Consider the following 15623-nt stretch of genomic DNA (forward strand, 5'->3'; position numbering starts at 1 on the left):
TGATGAAGAATCCCAAAGCTTGAAGCCGGCCGCCTGCGCCGGCAGCTATCAAAACTATCTTGATGGACTGACGCTGATCACCCGCGGAGATCATCCCTCAGGCCGTGGTCCGGCGGGACGCGCCTTTAGGAGCGGCACGCATGAGATTTCCAATGACATCGAGCACGATGAAACATTCTACTTTCGCGAGCGGGCCTTGGAACGTGGCTTTCGTTCCTGCGCCGCCTTCCCATTGAAACCTGGCAACATCCCTGTGGGGGTGCTGCTGATCTACGCCGATGAGCGAGACTGCTTTCAGGAGGAGGAAATCCGCGTGCTCAGCGCCCTGGCCAATGACCTTTCCTTCGCCATGGAAACCGTGGAGAGGGAGAAGGAACGCCAGCAGGCGATCGAAGCCCTGCGCGAAAATGAGCGCATGATTTCGACGCTGATGGGCAACCTTCCCGGTGCCGCCTACCGTTCTCTGATCGATGAAAAATGGACACTGGAGTTTATCAGTGAAGGCTGTTTGGAACTCACGGGTTACGAGGCGGAAGTATTCGCCGGCAACGGCGAGGTCTTCTTCGGTGATCTGATTCATCCGGAAGACCGAGAACATGTGCGTCAAACAGTGACAGAGGCTGTAGCCGCTGGGAAACGCTTTGAGATGAGCTACCGCATCCGCACGGCGGAAGGCGCGGTGAAGTGGATCTGGGAACGCGGTCAGGGAATCCCCTCCGAAGACGGCGTGATGCGGCACACGGAGGGCTTCATGACCGATGTGACTGAGAAGCGTCGCATGGAGTCACAATCTCTGCGCAATCAGCGCTTGGAAAGCATCGGGACACTGGCTGGCGGCGTGGCGCATGACTTGAACAATGTGCTCACCCCCATTCTGATGTCACTCACGATTCTGCGCATGAAGCTGCAGCAACCGCGCGACATCGAGTTGTTGAACGCCATGGAAAACAGCGCCAACCGCGGTGCGGAAATGGTGAAGCAGATTCTAAGTTTTGCGCGAGGTGTCGAAGGCCGCAGCATGCGCCTGCGGCCGCAGGATGTGCTCCAGGAAATCGAGCAGCTCATCCATGAGACCTTCCCCAAGTTCATCAAATGCCGCATCTCCTGCCCAGAAGAAACGTGGAACGTTGAGGGAGACCCCACCCAGCTGCACCAGGTGCTGCTCAATCTGTGTGTCAATGCCCGTGACGCCATGCCCGGGGGAGGCGAACTTGACATCACCATGAGCAATGTGGTCGTTGATGAACAGTTTGCCAGCATGCACCCCGACGCCAAGGCGGGACCGCATGTGGTCTTTGAAGTGAGGGACACGGGCACGGGCATTCCGCTCGAAGTGCGGGATCGCATTTTTGATCCCTTCTTCACCACCAAGGAAATGGGCAAGGGCACCGGACTTGGCCTTGCCACCACGCTGGGCATCGTCAAATCACACCATGGGTTCATCGATCTCACGAGCCGGATGGGCAAGGGGACAGTGTTTCGCATCTATTTACCGGCCAAAACGGATGTGGAGCACAGGGAAATCCAAGTGGTCGAATCCAAACGCTGTCTTGGGCAGGGCGAGCTGATCCTCGTCGTGGATGACGAATCCGCCATTTTGACCGCCACCAAGCACACCTTGGAAGCCTTTGGTTACCGGGTGGTCGCCGCCTGTGACGGGACAGACGCCATCGCGACCTTCCTGAAAAGTTCCGAGAAGCCGGCCGCGCTCATCACTGACATGATGATGCCCAACATGGACGGACCGACGCTCATTCAGGCGCTTCTCAAAATTCATCCCGACCTGCCGATCATTGGCGCCAGCGGTCTCAGCCACCAAATGCAGGCGCAGGTCAACAGCTTGGGAGTGAAGCATTTCCTGCGCAAACCTTACAATGCCGACTCCTTGCTGGAAGCGCTCGGCGACGTATTGCAGACGGCACGGAAGGCTGCCTGACCTATTGTTACTGCTCGTTCAATACGTTGTGCAGAGCCCGCAAAATGGTTTCGGCAGTGTAGGGCTTGGGCAGAAACTGCCGCACCCCTGTGCCCGCGGCTTTTGCAATACCACTGTTGGAATTGATGCCACTGGCGGCAATGATGCAGACCTCGGGGTTCATCTTCATCAAAACCTGAATCGTGGTGGAGCCGTCCATGACTGGCATTCGCATGTCGGTCAAAACCAGGGCGATGTCGTTTTGATGCTTGGAGTAGAGGGTCACCGCCTCCACTCCATCCGCAGCCAGCAGCACACGGTAGCCGTACGCTTCCAGTGTCTGTCGCGTGATTTCCCTCACGGCCGCCTCATCATCGACGAGGAGAACAAGCTCCTGATTGCCGCGAGGCAGCACCGGCTCTTCGACAACCGGCTGCTCCATGGCCTGAGTCGTCTGTGCCGGAAGATACACATGAAAGCATGAGCCATGTCCCAGCTCGCTGTAAACACGGAAGAAGCCGCCATGACTTTTCATGATGGCCAGCGAAGTGGACAGCCCGAGTCCGGTGCCCTTGCCCATTTCCTTCGTGGTGAAAAAGGGATCGAAAACCTTTGGGAGAATTTCCGGCGCAATGCCCACTCCATCATCTTCGACGCTGATCATGATGTGCGGCCCTTCACGCGCCTCGATGTTCATGGCGGCGTATTGCGCGTCGATCAAAATGTGTGCCGCCTTGATCGTGAGCGCACCTCCGGCAGGCATGGCATCCCGCGCATTGACGCAGAGATTGAGCAGCACCTGGTGGATCTGCGTCGCGTCACCTGAAACGGCATCGGTTTCCAGCAACTCATCCTGCAGCCGAAGCTGGATATTTTTTGGAAACGTGTCTCCGACGATGCGTGCCAGATCCTGCAGCAGACGGCTGATCTTCAAAGGGGTCTTCTGCCCTTCCATGCCCCTGGCAAAAGACAGCACCTGGTTGAGCATGTCGGCTCCACGACGTGCGCTGGAGGCGATGGTCTCCAGTGTTTCCCTGCAAACCTCATCCTTGATGTGCAGATTCAGCAGATCCACCGACATCATGATCGGGGTGAGCACATTGTTGAGATCATGCGCGATTCCACCCGCCAGGGTGCCGATGCTTTCCATGCGCTGGGAACGCAGAATCTGATCTTCCAGCCGTTTTTGCTCGGTGATGTTGGTGTTGATGGCCAGCACGCATTTGGGCCTGCCTTCAGCATCGCGCACCAAGGTCCAGCGCCCCTCCACGGTCACCTCTTTACCCGTCTTGGTCACCTGCAGGATTTCACCCGCCCATTCTCCATCGGTCAGCACCTTGTTGTTTTTTTCCTCGAACTGCGAATCATCGATGTAGAGCAGTTCGGACACTTTTCGCCCTCTTGCCTCCTCGGCGGTCCATCCATAGAGACTTTCGGCGCTTTTGTTCCAGTAGGTGATGTTGTGATCAAGATCACGCACCAGAATGGCATCGTTAGCCTTGTCGAGGAGTGAAGCCTGCTGACGCAGCATGTCCTCGACCTGCCTGCGCTCCCATTGGGCGAGCACCAGGGAAATGAAGTTGGCCATCGAAGTCGCAAAACTTTTCTCCTCTGGCAGCCAGGCCCGCAGCGGACCGACATGCTCCTGACAGAGCACTCCGGCCAGCACCCCGCCCACATGCAGCGGGGCATCCAGCATGGAAGTGATGCCTTGAGGTGAGAGGTAGCTTTCTGTGAACTCACGGGTGCGTGGGTCGCGCTGCGCATCATCTGCCGCAATGGTGTCATTTTGTGCCATGGCACGGAAATAGGCCGGGTAATCTCCACCCTGCAGTTCAAGCCCGAAGGAATGACGCCGCGCGCCCGCCTCAAACAGCATCTGACAGACAATGCTGCTGCGGTTTTGATCATACCGCCAGATGCTGACACGCTCCACTTCCATGGCGTGGGCGATTTCCTCCGTGATCAGACGAAAAGCCGACTCCAAATGGACTGCCTGCATCACGCCGCTACGTATCATCCGGGCCAGGGCGACATGCTGCCTTTCATATCGCAGATTGCTCTTCCACAGCCGGTCGGCGGCCTCTTTGCGTGCGGTGATATCACGCTGGACTGCCACAAAGTGACTCGTCTGTCCATTGAGACCGGTGATCGGCACGACATCAATCTCGACCCAAAAAATAGAGCCGTCTTTCTTGTAATTGATCAGTTCCTCCTTGCTTGGCAGCCCTTGAGCCAGGGCCTCGTGCATCCGGCCCAGTGCAAGCCGGTCGGTTGCCGGTCCTTGCAGGAAGCGCGGGCTTCGCCCCAATGCCTCCTCCCGTGTGTAGCCAGTCTGCCTGGTGAACGCCTCGTTCACAAAAACAATGCGCGGGCCGGGTTCATCGAGAGGCTCGGGCTCGGTGATGAGCACGATGTCATTGAGGTGGGCAACGCAGGCTTCAAGCAATCGCAGCTGTTCCTGATTGTGGCGTGATTTCGTGATGTCTTTGCAAAGCACCACCATGTTCAGCGCCGCCCCTGATTGATCCCGGATGGCGGACACGCTGTTTTCCACCCAGGCCACCTCGCCATTTTTGCAGCGATAGCGTTTCTCGACGATGAAGTCGCTGATTTCTCCAGCTATCAATTTCTGGTTCAGCACCTGCTTGCGTGCCACATCATCCGGATGCGTGACAGAGGCAAAAGATCTGCCGATCATTTCGTTTTCCGCATAACCGATGATTTGACAGTAGTGCTTGTTGATATGGAGTACGACTCCTCTCATGTCCGTGATCGCAAACCCAACGCTGGCATTCGTGAAAGCATGCCGAAAGCGCAGTTCACTGGTTTTAAACGCTTCCTCGGCCAGCTTGCGCTCCGTGATGTCATGCGCCGTGCCCACCATTCGCAAGGGCTGGCCGGTCCGCTCATCGAGAAATATCTGGGCGTCTTCGTGGATGTGCCGGACTTCGCCGTTTGGCAGAATGATCCGGTGGTCGATCGAATAGCGTCCATGGCTGCGGATGGCATCGCTGACCGCCAGCCGGATCATTTCGCGGTCATCAGGATGAACCGCACTGAAGAAAATTTCATTCGTGGTTTCGATCCCCCCCACTTCATAGCCAAAGATGCGATAAACCTCGTCTGACCAGCGCAGGGAGTTATTGCTGGTCACGTCCAAAACCGTCAAATCAAGCTCCCAGCTGCCGAAATGTGAAATGCCCTGGGCGGTTGCCATGGTGGCCTCACTTTGCCGCAGCCGCTCTTCAACTTTTTTCCTTTCGGAAATATCCCGGGCCACACTGAGCATCGAAATCATCTGGTCACCGGCATCACGCAAGGGAACCGAGTGCATTTCGATCCAGGACAGCGTGCCGTTGAGGCCAATAACGCGAAAAATCTGCTGCCCTGATTCACCCTCAATCACCTCACGGTGATGCTGCTGAAGCTTCTCCCGATCATCCGGATGCACCAGATCTACGAGCAGCCCCCCTTTGACCTCTGCCAGTGACCCGGCTTCGATGATTTTCAGGCCCACTGGGTTCATCTCCTGCAGCCGCCCTTCGCAATCGACGACCATCACGCACTCAGGTTCAAGATCAACGATAGCCCTTCCTTGCGCTTCTCGATGGCGCAGTTCGAGTTCCGCCTGCTTGCGTGAGGTGATGTCTATGCAGGTGATCAGCGCGCCCGAGCTGTCGCCCACCGGCAGCGGAATGATCGTGATTTCGATCCAGCACCTCGCGGCCGAGTCTGAAAGACATGATTCGATCCGCGCGCCCGCCGATTGCTCATCCAACACCTCCTTGAGAGTCTTTGCCCATCGAGCTCCCCCTTCAAACCGGGTTTCGCATTCGCTGCCAAAGAAATCAAAACAACTGCTGCCGCTTTCCGGCAGACGCAGATCCTGGCCAAAAATCTCCGCAAAACGAACCCGCCCGCCGTTCACTGCATGAACGATTCCAAGACTGTCCACCATGATGACCAGACTGCATTCGAGAGGCTGCTCCTGCGTATTCAGCGCAAAATCTGACGCGCCAGACTTCATGGATGCAGGGCTTGCAAAGCTACCACCTCCACAGGACGCAATTTCATTCTCAACTCCGGGCAGATAATACGTGGGCATTTCTTACGCCAGAGAAGTCTACGCGCAAAAAGACACATGATGGGAACACAACGGCCAAGTGGTGTGCGGCCTTGGAATGGATTTGCCTCTGCAAGCAACAGAAAGACAATAAAATATGGAGGGAACCATTCTCTTCCTTCGGTCATTGACGGGTGCGGTCAAGATTCTGTGAGCGCCAAATAATTCAGCGCAGACAATTTGAGAAAAATTCCATGCCCACTATGCAGGCTGGAGGAACTGCCAGCTTCTTTATTCGCAAGCCCCGGATGCCTTTATTGATGTCACTCCCGGCCCTGTTTCGCTGTGACAGCGCCACTCAAGCGTGTCCAAAAGCGCCCCCCACGTTGCAGCAGGCGGAAGGTTTCGTCTTTTCGATATCAGTGCCGTCTCGGGTCGTCCGCATGGGGCATCCATGATTCCCCGCGTTCTTACAGCCTTGCCGGCTGCAGGAGGGCCTGGCCTACGATGTTGAGCAGCTCCACCATTCCGAAGGGCTTTGGCAGAAAATTTTCGCCTGCCTTCAGCTCTTTCGCGTTGCTCAGAGTGGTCGGAGAGTAGCCGCAGGTGAAAATGACCGGGAGCGTGGGATCTTCCGCTGCCAGAGCTTTCTCCAAGTCGAAACCGCTGACGCCGCCGGGCAGCTTGACATCGATAAGTGCGAGTTTGATGACGGCCGACTTCTCACGCCAGATGGCCCAGGCTTCATTGGCATCTGCGGCGGTGAGCACCTTGTGCCCCTGGCTGGTGAGCACGTATTCCATCACCTGCCGCACAGAATCCTCGTCATCAACAATCAAAATGGTTGATGACTCGTCCCCACCGTTGGTGCTCAGGAGTTTTTTCTCCGGCGTGGGAGATGTTGGCACCGTTCCATTGGTGACAGGAAGGCAAATGGAAAACTCCGTGCCGACCTCCAAGACACTCCTGCCGTCGACCCAGCCGCCTTGCATGCGCACAAGCCCCTGCACCAGAATCAGAGCGATGTCCGCACCGCCTTCTTGATCTGATGAGAGTTTGGACGAGTCAAACAGACCTGCCAGCTCGGCAGGACTCATGCCCTTGCCTGTGTCAGAAATCGTCATGACCACATATTCTCCCGGTTTTGCCTCGGCATGAATCTGGCAGGCAGTTGCAGCGTCTGGAATGAGCAGCGGCCTGGTTTGAATCATTAATCTGCCTCCCATCGGCATGGAATCACGTGCATGGATGATGAGATTGAAAATGATCTGCTCCAAGGCGGCCTGATCTGCCATGACACTGGGCAGATCGGGGCTGTGGCTGATCTGGATGGCAATCTGCTCACCCATGGCTTTCTGCAGCATGGAGGCCTGTCCATCGATGATCTGACCGAGATGCAGCGGAGCCGGCTGCATGTATTCACGTCTGTTGAAGGACACAAACTGTGAGGTAACGCCCGCAGCACGCTGCGTGGCGAGGATGAGTTCTTTCAGAGTAGAGGTCGGCAGCGTGCTTGAGCCAGTGCCATCCTGATTTAGCTGCGCAGCTTCCAGATGGCCCTGAATCACAGTCAGGTAATTGTTAAAAAAGTGCGCCATCGCATCCGCGAAACGCCCCACGGTTTCCAGCCGCTGGTTCCGGCACAACTGGTCCTCCAACTGCTTGCGGTGGTCCTGCTCAAGCCGAAGCCGGTTGCTGACATCTTCAAAACGTGAGGCCACCTCCAGCAGTTGGGCATTCAGGCTCAGATTGCGGTGTGAGGTTTGATTCTCAGCACTGTGCCTGACGGAGAGTGTGCGAATGAGCTGGGTGATCTCGAAGGGGACCAGCCTGAATTTGAAGACTAAAAGATGTGGATTGGACCCTAAATCGATCGGGATTTGTTCGAATAATTCCAACTGGGAAACAGCATGCAGCACCACATGCAAGTCGCGCTGTGACTGCCATAAGCGATTGATGATATATCGATAGTCTTTCCCATAAAAAAGACGGCCATCCATAATAACCAAGGAAAATGGTTTGTGACTTTGAGCCGCTGCTTCCACCAACGCTAACGCTTCTTTCTCATTCGCAGTGCAGACCACTTCAGGAGCGGAGGCTGCAGATCTGGCTTTGTTGCTGCCATGCTCTGAACCCAGTGAAGCAGAGGAACTGCCACTATGGCTCATGTTCTGCAGTGCGTGGGATATATGCAGATCTTCCTGCAAGGACCGCTCTTCGGTCACAATCAGAATCCGGCTGCAGGCACTGAGGTTGTGCTGAATGGTATTTAGATACATGTGCAGAATATTAGCCTCGGATTTTTATAAAATTAATAAAACTAGGTTTATTTTGGCTAAATTCCAGACTCACAAGAATTCTTTCAAAAAAGACCGTGGAATGTCGATTTAGGTGTGACCTAAATAATGAATCAACATTTAGGTGCTAAGCCCGGCGGAATGTGGTTCTCCTAAATGCAGCGACATAATGATTTAAATTATTTAGCTCCCCCTCATGCATCCAATCGCCCTTGAAATGGAAAATAACTCAGCCTCAATGCTGCTACAGGCGCTGAGCAGTCTGTTAAAGGAAGAAGATGCTCAGCGCGTCGACCTCGCACATTTGTTGCACAAAGACATGGCTGGAGGTCTCGTGGCCTGCGCCTCGCTGGGTGAAATGATGCGGCACGAACTGGCGAACGGTGGGGACACGGCGAGCGTCGGCAAATTGCTGGGCAGTCTGGATTCCACCCTGCGGCAGACCTTGCAACTGGTTCGGGACATGACCGAAAAACAGTTCCCGCCCGTTTTGAAGGCCTTCGGGCTGCATGTCGCGCTGCAGCAGCTGGTGCGCAATGTTGGCGAAAATTTTGCCGGCTCTCTGGTCCTCCACATCAGCGGTGATGAGCCGTCATTCGATCTCGCCAGTCGGCTCAATCTGTTTCGAATCATGCAGGCGCTGTTAAAGCATTGCGTGCGTTTTGCCAACACCTCTTGGGTGGAGGTGACCTGCCGGGCATCTGCTGAAAAACTGGAAATCACCATCGATCACGATGGTGGTGACAGCATCTGGAAGGAGAACATGGCCGGATCTGAACTGGCCGTCATCGAAGCTCGGTGTGCCCTGCTGGGATCCCGTATGCAGGTCATGGGCGCCGGACCGGGCGGCAGTTCGCGAGTTTGCCTGATGGCGCTGCCATCACCGCAGCAGTCCGCAGCATAAACTTTTTACCGCATTGAACACTCTCATGCACTCTCCCCCGCCTTTCAGCATTCTGGTTGTCGATGATCATGCGCTGGTACGTGAGGCTTTCACGAGCATGCTGAAGGGGGAGTTTCCCCAGGCCACCGTAGTCTCCACCGGCACTTGTGCGGAGGCGATGGTTGAAGCCCGCCTCCACAATTATGAAATCGCCCTTGTCGACATCGAGCTGGGGGACCGGTCCGGAATGGAACTGACCACGGAACTGCGCACACTGCCCACCCCGCCCAGAATCATCGCTGTTTCGATGCATCAGGAGGAAACTTTTGTCTCGCGCACCATGCAGCTCGGAGCGCGCTCTTATGTGACCAAGGACGCCCCTCCGCATGAGCTGTTTGATGCGATTCGCTGCACCTTGGAGGGACGCAGTTACATTTCCAGAGAACTGGCGCAAAAGTTTGCAGACCGGTCCATCCGCAAAGGTTCCTCAGGGCAGGTGCATGAGAAGCTTTCCAATCGTGAGCTGGAAGTCCTCATGCAGCTGGCCCGCGGCAAAAGCCTCAAGCAGGTGGCGCTGGATCTGTCTCTCAGCCCACGAACCGTCGCAGTTCACAAGCACAACCTGTGTCGCAAGACCGGGCTCAAAGGGACCGTCGAAATTCTCAGATACTGCCAGTCCAACGGACTGGCTTAACTCAGCCCAACCCAACCATGAATACTCGCGTCGTTTCTTTCATTCTTGCCCTGGGTTTGACCTCAGCGGCGGTGCAGGCATCCGAAACCTTCTCCGTGGTGCCCGATTCCGCGCAGGCACTCAGCATCGTGGGCGGCAGATATGCCAATCTGAGCGATGCCTCCGCCGTTCGGGTCGCGCCTGCGAGCATCCTGAAGATCGAAAAAAGCGAACTGCTGATCAACACGGCGCTTTGGCATGGTGACATTTACGTCAAGCAAAATGGCGGGCAAGGGGTGCCGATGAACCGGCCGTGGGTGTTTCCCGCGAGCATGTATTTTGTGCAGCCCGTCATTCCTGGCAGGTTGTCTTTCGGCCTCGGTGTCAGCACCCCCTATGGCATGGCCGCCTCCTACCCCAAAGGCATGGGCGGCGCCCTGCGCTACGCACTGCCTTATGAGGCGACTTTGCTCACGGTGGACATCACCCCGGCGGTGGCAGTGAAAATAACCGATGATCTCAGCTTTGCCGTCGGACTCGACATCTTGTATGCCGACCTGACGATGAAGCAGTTCTACAACTGGAGCAATATCATTCCCGGTTCGGCGGAGGGAGACATCAAGATACACGGCCAAGGCTGGGGCATGGGCGCTTATGCAGGCATCAACTGGACCTTTGCCAAAAGACATCGTTTCGCAGTAATCGGGCGGCTGCCGGTGAAGGTCAATTTCAGCGGTGATTTCAAATCCACCAACATGCCACCAGCGCTGATGGGCGCCGGCTTCAGCGAGTCCAGCAGCTTTAAATCTGACACGACCTTTCCGGGCTCCATCTCCGTCGGTTATGGGTTCGACGTGACGGACCGTTTCACCGTGGGCTTGGACTTTAAATGGGCCCAGAACTCATCCCATGATGATCTTCCCATCCTGATCGGCAACAATCAGGCTCTGCTGGGGGGCTCGACCGGCAGCGTCTTTGGCTGGAGAAACTCCATCGATATTGGCACGGGGATGTCGTATCAGCTGAATGAAAACTGGGCGCTGCGCGGTGGTTATCTCTTTTCAGAAAATTCCCAGCCGCAGAACAGCTACACCCCGCTGGTCCCTGGCAATGACAGGCATGTCTTCAGCTTGGGTGTGGGCTGGCGGGGGAAAACTCGGGGAGTAGATCTCAGCTATGCCTACGTTTTCTATCCCACACGCGTGATCAGCGGGGCCGCCTCCTCCCCGGCCAACCAGTACGACGGCAGCTACAATCATCAATGGCACGTGCTGTCACTCAGCATCACGCAGAGGTTTTAATTCAAATATAATGACACCATGTTTTTTCTCCTCGTACGTCTCCGGCACCCTCGCTGGGCCATGCCAGAACACGCGGCGAGCTTTTTCCAAAAGGCTTGTGTTGTCATCAGCGAGCAAACCGCTTTAGCAGAGGATTCGTAACATGGAGAACAACGACAACGCACTTCCCAATCTCGCTTCCTCAGGGGAGCGGCTCAGTTTCATCATCTGCCGCAACAGCCAGGGGGCTGAAGTGCGCGGTACGCTTCACCGGCTCACACGCTATCTGGGTGTGTTTGAAGTATACAATCCCTACAGCATTGTTCAGCTCTCTGAAGTCCTGAATGACTTCCGGATCATGATGAATGACCGCGTGGTCTACACGGGCAGGGCCACCATTGCCAACTTGGTGAACACCGGCATCATGCTCATCTGCGAGGCTTCGCTCTCAGATGAAGGCTGGATCGACATCGACATCCTCTCCCCCTCGCAGAACAAGGGCCGCCTACTGACCGAGTTTGCCGAGTTCCTGCGGGAGACGGAGAAAAGCTATCGCGTCATGCCCGATTTCAAAATCGTGGTGGCGGACATGCACACCATGCTTTCCGACCTGCGCCGCTGGATGGAACAGGTGGAGCTGGGCGTGCGCTCGCTGCCCACGGGAGATCGCATCCAGGCGGAGCGTGAAGTCCTCCTGCAGATGGAGGAGCCCATCGTCCCCACGGTGTATCCCTTGATGAAACGCTTTGAGGAGTCTGCCGCCATCATTCCGCTGGAGCAGCAGCCGGTGCACCGCAGCTACATCAAGCGCCAGCTTCACCCGCTGGTGCTGTGTGCACCGTTTGTTTACCGTACGTACCACAAGCCTCTGGGCTATGCCGGTGACTATGAGATGGTCAGCATGATGCTGCGTGATCCTTATGAAGGCAGCTCGATCTTTGCGAAGCTGCTCAACAAGCTCTATCTGGACATCCCGCCGGTGATCGCGCACCGCAACCGCATCGTTTATTTGGTGGAGCAGCTCAAAGCTGAGACGACGCGTGCGGCCGGCCAGAATCGTGTCGCCCGCATCTACAACCTGGGTTGCGGCCCGGCCCAGGAAATTCAAAACTTCCTCACCCATGAGCCCATCTCCGACTCGGCAGACTTGCTGCTGCTGGACTTCAATGATGAGACCATCATGCACACGACGCGGTCTCTGGAAGATCTGCGCAACCGACATCGTCGCCGCACCGGCCTGCGCTTTGAGAAAAAATCCGTGCACCAAGTTTTGAAAGAGTCCGGACGTGCGGCGGCCCAGTCAGGCACCTATGACATGGTCTATTGCGCCGGTTTGTTCGACTATCTTTCCGACCGCATCTGCCGGCGGCTTCTGGAAATCTTCTATGATCTGCTCGCACCCGGCGGATTGTTGATCGCCACGAATGTGCACCCCAGCAATCCCTGGCGGAACTGGATGGAGTATCTGGCCGAATGGCATCTCGTTTATCGTGATGAGGAGCAGTTCCTCAAGCTGGCGCCCGATCGTGCGCCCCCTGGGTCCGTTGTAGTGAAACCAGATGCCACGGGCGTGAACATCTTCCTCGAAGTACGCAAACCTCTCGATGCCTGATGCTTCTCCAGTTTTAGCTGGTGGCCTGAAAGGAAACTTTCAGGCCTACGAGCAGGACATCCGAGTCCGCAACTATCAGCTCTGCGGCATCCTTGCCGTCGTGTTCATGCTGGCCGGGAGTTCATTGGACTGGGTGGTGTTTCAGGAGGAAGGCGTGAAGCGCTTCTTTCCCGCACGTGTTCTCTCCGCCGTGGTCAGCGTCCTTGTCTGGCTGGCTTTGACCACCGCTTGGGGCAAGCGCATGCACCGCCTGCTTGGCCTGCTCATGGCCATGCCTCTCATTGTCGGGATTGCATGGATGATCTACGCCAAGGGGGGGGCTGAATCACCCTACTATGCCGGGCTGAATCTGGTGATGCTGGGAGCCGCAATTCTCATGCGCTGGACGCTGCAGGACAGCATCCTGGTGGTGGTCCTCACGGTGACGTCCTATCTGCTGGCGTGCTTTTTCCATGGCCCGATCGTCAATCGCAGCATCTTCTTCAACAACTTGTACTTCCTCTTCGTCACCGGGGTCTTCACCACCGCCGGCACTTGGTTCTACAACACCATCCGCTTCTCCGAGTTCAAGCTGCGTCACGATCTGGACCTCAACCGCGCTGAACTTGAGGCCAGCAACCAAAAACTGCGTGAGCTCGACGAGGCCAAAAGCCGCTTCTTTGCCAACATCAGCCATGAACTTCGTACGCCGCTGACCCTGCTCATTGCTCCACTGGAAAGCCTGATCCAGAGCGCTGAATCCACCCGCCCTCAGGAAGAACGTGACCTGATGGCCACCATGCATGGCAACTCCATGCGCCTGCTCAAGCTCATCAATGATCTGCTGGATCTGGTGCGCCTCGAATCCGGCCGTGCCCAGGTTCACACCAAGCGCGTGAATGTGAACGATTTCATCGGCGGTCTCGCCAACGCCGTCGGCACCGTCGCAAAAGACAAGCGCATCCATCTGCATTCTCATGTGGATGAGGATCTCGGCACCGTGCTCGCCGATCCGGAGAAGCTGGAGCGCATCTGCCTAAACCTGCTCTTCAACGCCCTGAAATTCACCGCCGCCAATGGTCACGTCAACTTCAGCGCCCTCAAGACCGACGGCTGGCTGGCCATTGAAGTGCGTGACTCCGGCATGGGCATTCCGGCGGATCAACTGCCGCATATCTTCAATCGTTTCTGGCAGGCGGACACCTCATCCCAGCGCAAATTCCAGGGCATGGGCATCGGCCTCGCCCTCGTCAAAGAGCTCGCGGAAGCTCAGGGCGGCAATGTCGTGGCCGCCAGTGAAGTCGGCAAAGGCACAACCATGACGGTGAACATTCCTCTCCTCCAAGGCGAGCCGACCGCCATTGAGGATGAGTCGGATGAAACGACCGAGGGAGCAGACGCAGATGCGCCAAAGAACAAAGACTGGATCGCAGAACTTTACCGCCGCGCCGAACTCTTCCCGGCCATGACTTCGCTGCAAGCCACCCTGCGTCCGGTGGAAACCGGTGTGGGCCGCAGCCGCAAGCCCAAGCTGCTCATCGCTGACGACGAACCCGACATGCTGCGCTTCCTCAAGAGCCAGCTCAGCAGCACCTTCGAAATTCTGGAGGCCGTGGATGGACAGCAGGCCGTGGAAAAGGCCGCGCAGTTCCTCCCGGACATCATTCTCTCCGACATGATGATGCCGGAAAAAGATGGCCTGCAGGTCTGCCGTGAGCTGCGTGAGCGCAGCATCACACGCTCCATCCCCGTGGTGCTGCTCACCGCACGTGCGGATGAAAAGACCAAGCTCGAATGTCTCGCTGCCGGAGCCAGTGACTTTCTGGCCAAACCGTTCTCACTCACGGAGATCATGGTGCGTTTGAAAAATCTCGTCGATTCGCGCCTGTTCCAGAAGGAGCTTGTGGTGCAAAAACAACAGCTCGAAAATGCGCTGGAGCAGATCAAGGAGACCGAATCCATGCTCGTGCAGAATGAGAAGCTCGCCTCCCTCGGCCGCCTCAGCGCCGGCTTGATCCACGAGATCAACAATCCGCTCAACTACGCACGTCAGGGACTGGGCATCATCAGTCGCTCCACCAAATCACTGCCCGAGGAAGAACGCGCCGACTTTGCCGACACCGTCAAAGATGTGGAGGAAGGGGTGAACCGCGTCATCCAGATCATCTCCGATCTGCGTGGTTTCACCCGCACCACCAACCAGCTCAATCACGCCTTTGACCTGAAGAACGTGGTGAACACCTGCATGCGCTTCTTTGCTCACGTCTGGAAAGACGGCATCCAGCGTGAGGTGGACATTCCCGACGAGCTTGAAATCCGCGGCGACAGCAACCAGTTCGTGCAAGTGCTCATCAATTTCATCCAGAACGCCCTGGATGCCATGGCGACCAAGGAATACCCGGAGGGAGAGACGGCCTGCATCAAGCTTTCCGCCTTCGCCCGCGGCAACAGAACCATTCTCTCCATCAAGGACAACGGGCCCGGCATTCCGCAGGAGATCCGGGACAAGATCTTCGACCCTTTCTTCACCACCAAAGACGTGGGCCAGGGCATGGGGCTTGGACTTTCCATTTGCAACCGCATCATTGCCGACCATGGCGGACGCATCGAAGTACGCAGCCAGCCCGGGCAGTTTACCGAGTTCATTCTCGAGCTACCATCTACCGACAGCACCAACAACCACCACGCCGATACCTAGAAGGACTCCCCCATATGCAAAACCAATACGACCTCAAACGCTATGCCGTTCTCTATGTCGATGATGAAGAGAAGGCGTTGAAGTACTTCGAAAAAACATTCGGAGACGAATTCCGCATCTTCACCGCCATCAGTGCGGCCGAGGGGCTCAAGCTCATCGAGCAGCATGGTGAGGACATCGGCGTACTGCTGTCTGATCAGCGCATGCCTGGGGAAAAAGG

Annotated in this window: 8 protein-coding genes and 1 pseudogene; 7 read left to right on the forward strand and 2 right to left on the reverse strand. The window is 56.4% G+C overall.

Translation table 11 applies throughout. The features are described from left to right. Positions 1 to 1936 (forward strand): ATP-binding protein (locus tag ACIREA_RS11400; protein ID WP_397382400.1); only part of this gene is annotated, 1936 nt, incomplete at its 5' end. Positions 1937 to 1943: 7 nt separating this feature from the next. Here the strand turns inward: ACIREA_RS11400 and ACIREA_RS11405 are convergent. After that, complete coding sequence (locus ACIREA_RS11405) at positions 1944 to 5945, reverse strand: PAS domain S-box protein (protein WP_397382401.1); 4002 nt, start codon at positions 5943 to 5945, stop codon at positions 1944 to 1946. Positions 5946 to 6451: 506 nt separating this feature from the next. Then, on the reverse strand, positions 6452 to 7981 hold the full coding sequence (locus ACIREA_RS11410) for a response regulator (RefSeq protein ID WP_397382402.1): 1530 nt from the start codon (positions 7979 to 7981) through the stop codon (positions 6452 to 6454). Positions 7982 to 8474: 493 nt separating this feature from the next. On the opposite strand from ACIREA_RS11410, the gene ACIREA_RS11415 reads away from it, so the two are divergent. From ACIREA_RS11415 to ACIREA_RS11440, 6 genes and pseudogenes are all read left to right on the forward strand, one after another. Continuing rightward, positions 8475 to 9182, forward strand: a complete 708-nt coding sequence (locus ACIREA_RS11415) for a hypothetical protein (RefSeq protein WP_397382403.1) — start codon at positions 8475 to 8477, stop codon at positions 9180 to 9182. Positions 9183 to 9207: 25 nt separating this feature from the next. After that, complete coding sequence (locus tag ACIREA_RS11420) at positions 9208 to 9855, forward strand: response regulator (protein WP_397382404.1); 648 nt, start codon at positions 9208 to 9210, stop codon at positions 9853 to 9855. 17 nt (positions 9856 to 9872) lie between these two features. Then, entirely contained in the window at positions 9873 to 11135 is a 1263-nt protein-coding gene (locus ACIREA_RS11425) for an OmpP1/FadL family transporter (protein ID WP_397382405.1), read from the forward strand. 142 nt (positions 11136 to 11277) lie between these two features. Then, positions 11278 to 12726, forward strand: a complete 1449-nt coding sequence (locus ACIREA_RS11430; RefSeq protein WP_397382406.1) for a class I SAM-dependent methyltransferase — start codon at positions 11278 to 11280, stop codon at positions 12724 to 12726. After that, positions 12719 to 15403 carry an ATP-binding protein gene (locus ACIREA_RS11435; RefSeq protein ID WP_397382407.1) on the forward strand — a complete coding sequence of 895 codons (2685 nt, stop codon included), beginning with the start codon at positions 12719 to 12721 and terminating at the stop codon, positions 15401 to 15403. The genes ACIREA_RS11430 and ACIREA_RS11435 overlap by 8 nt, the downstream gene beginning before the upstream one ends. A gap of 14 nt (positions 15404 to 15417) precedes the next feature. Next, positions 15418 to 15623: pseudogene (locus tag ACIREA_RS11440) on the forward strand (hypothetical protein); the annotation flags it as partial.

The organism is Prosthecobacter sp. (genome assembly GCF_044373815.1).
In the GTDB taxonomy this organism is placed as follows: domain Bacteria; phylum Verrucomicrobiota; class Verrucomicrobiia; order Verrucomicrobiales; family Verrucomicrobiaceae; genus Prosthecobacter.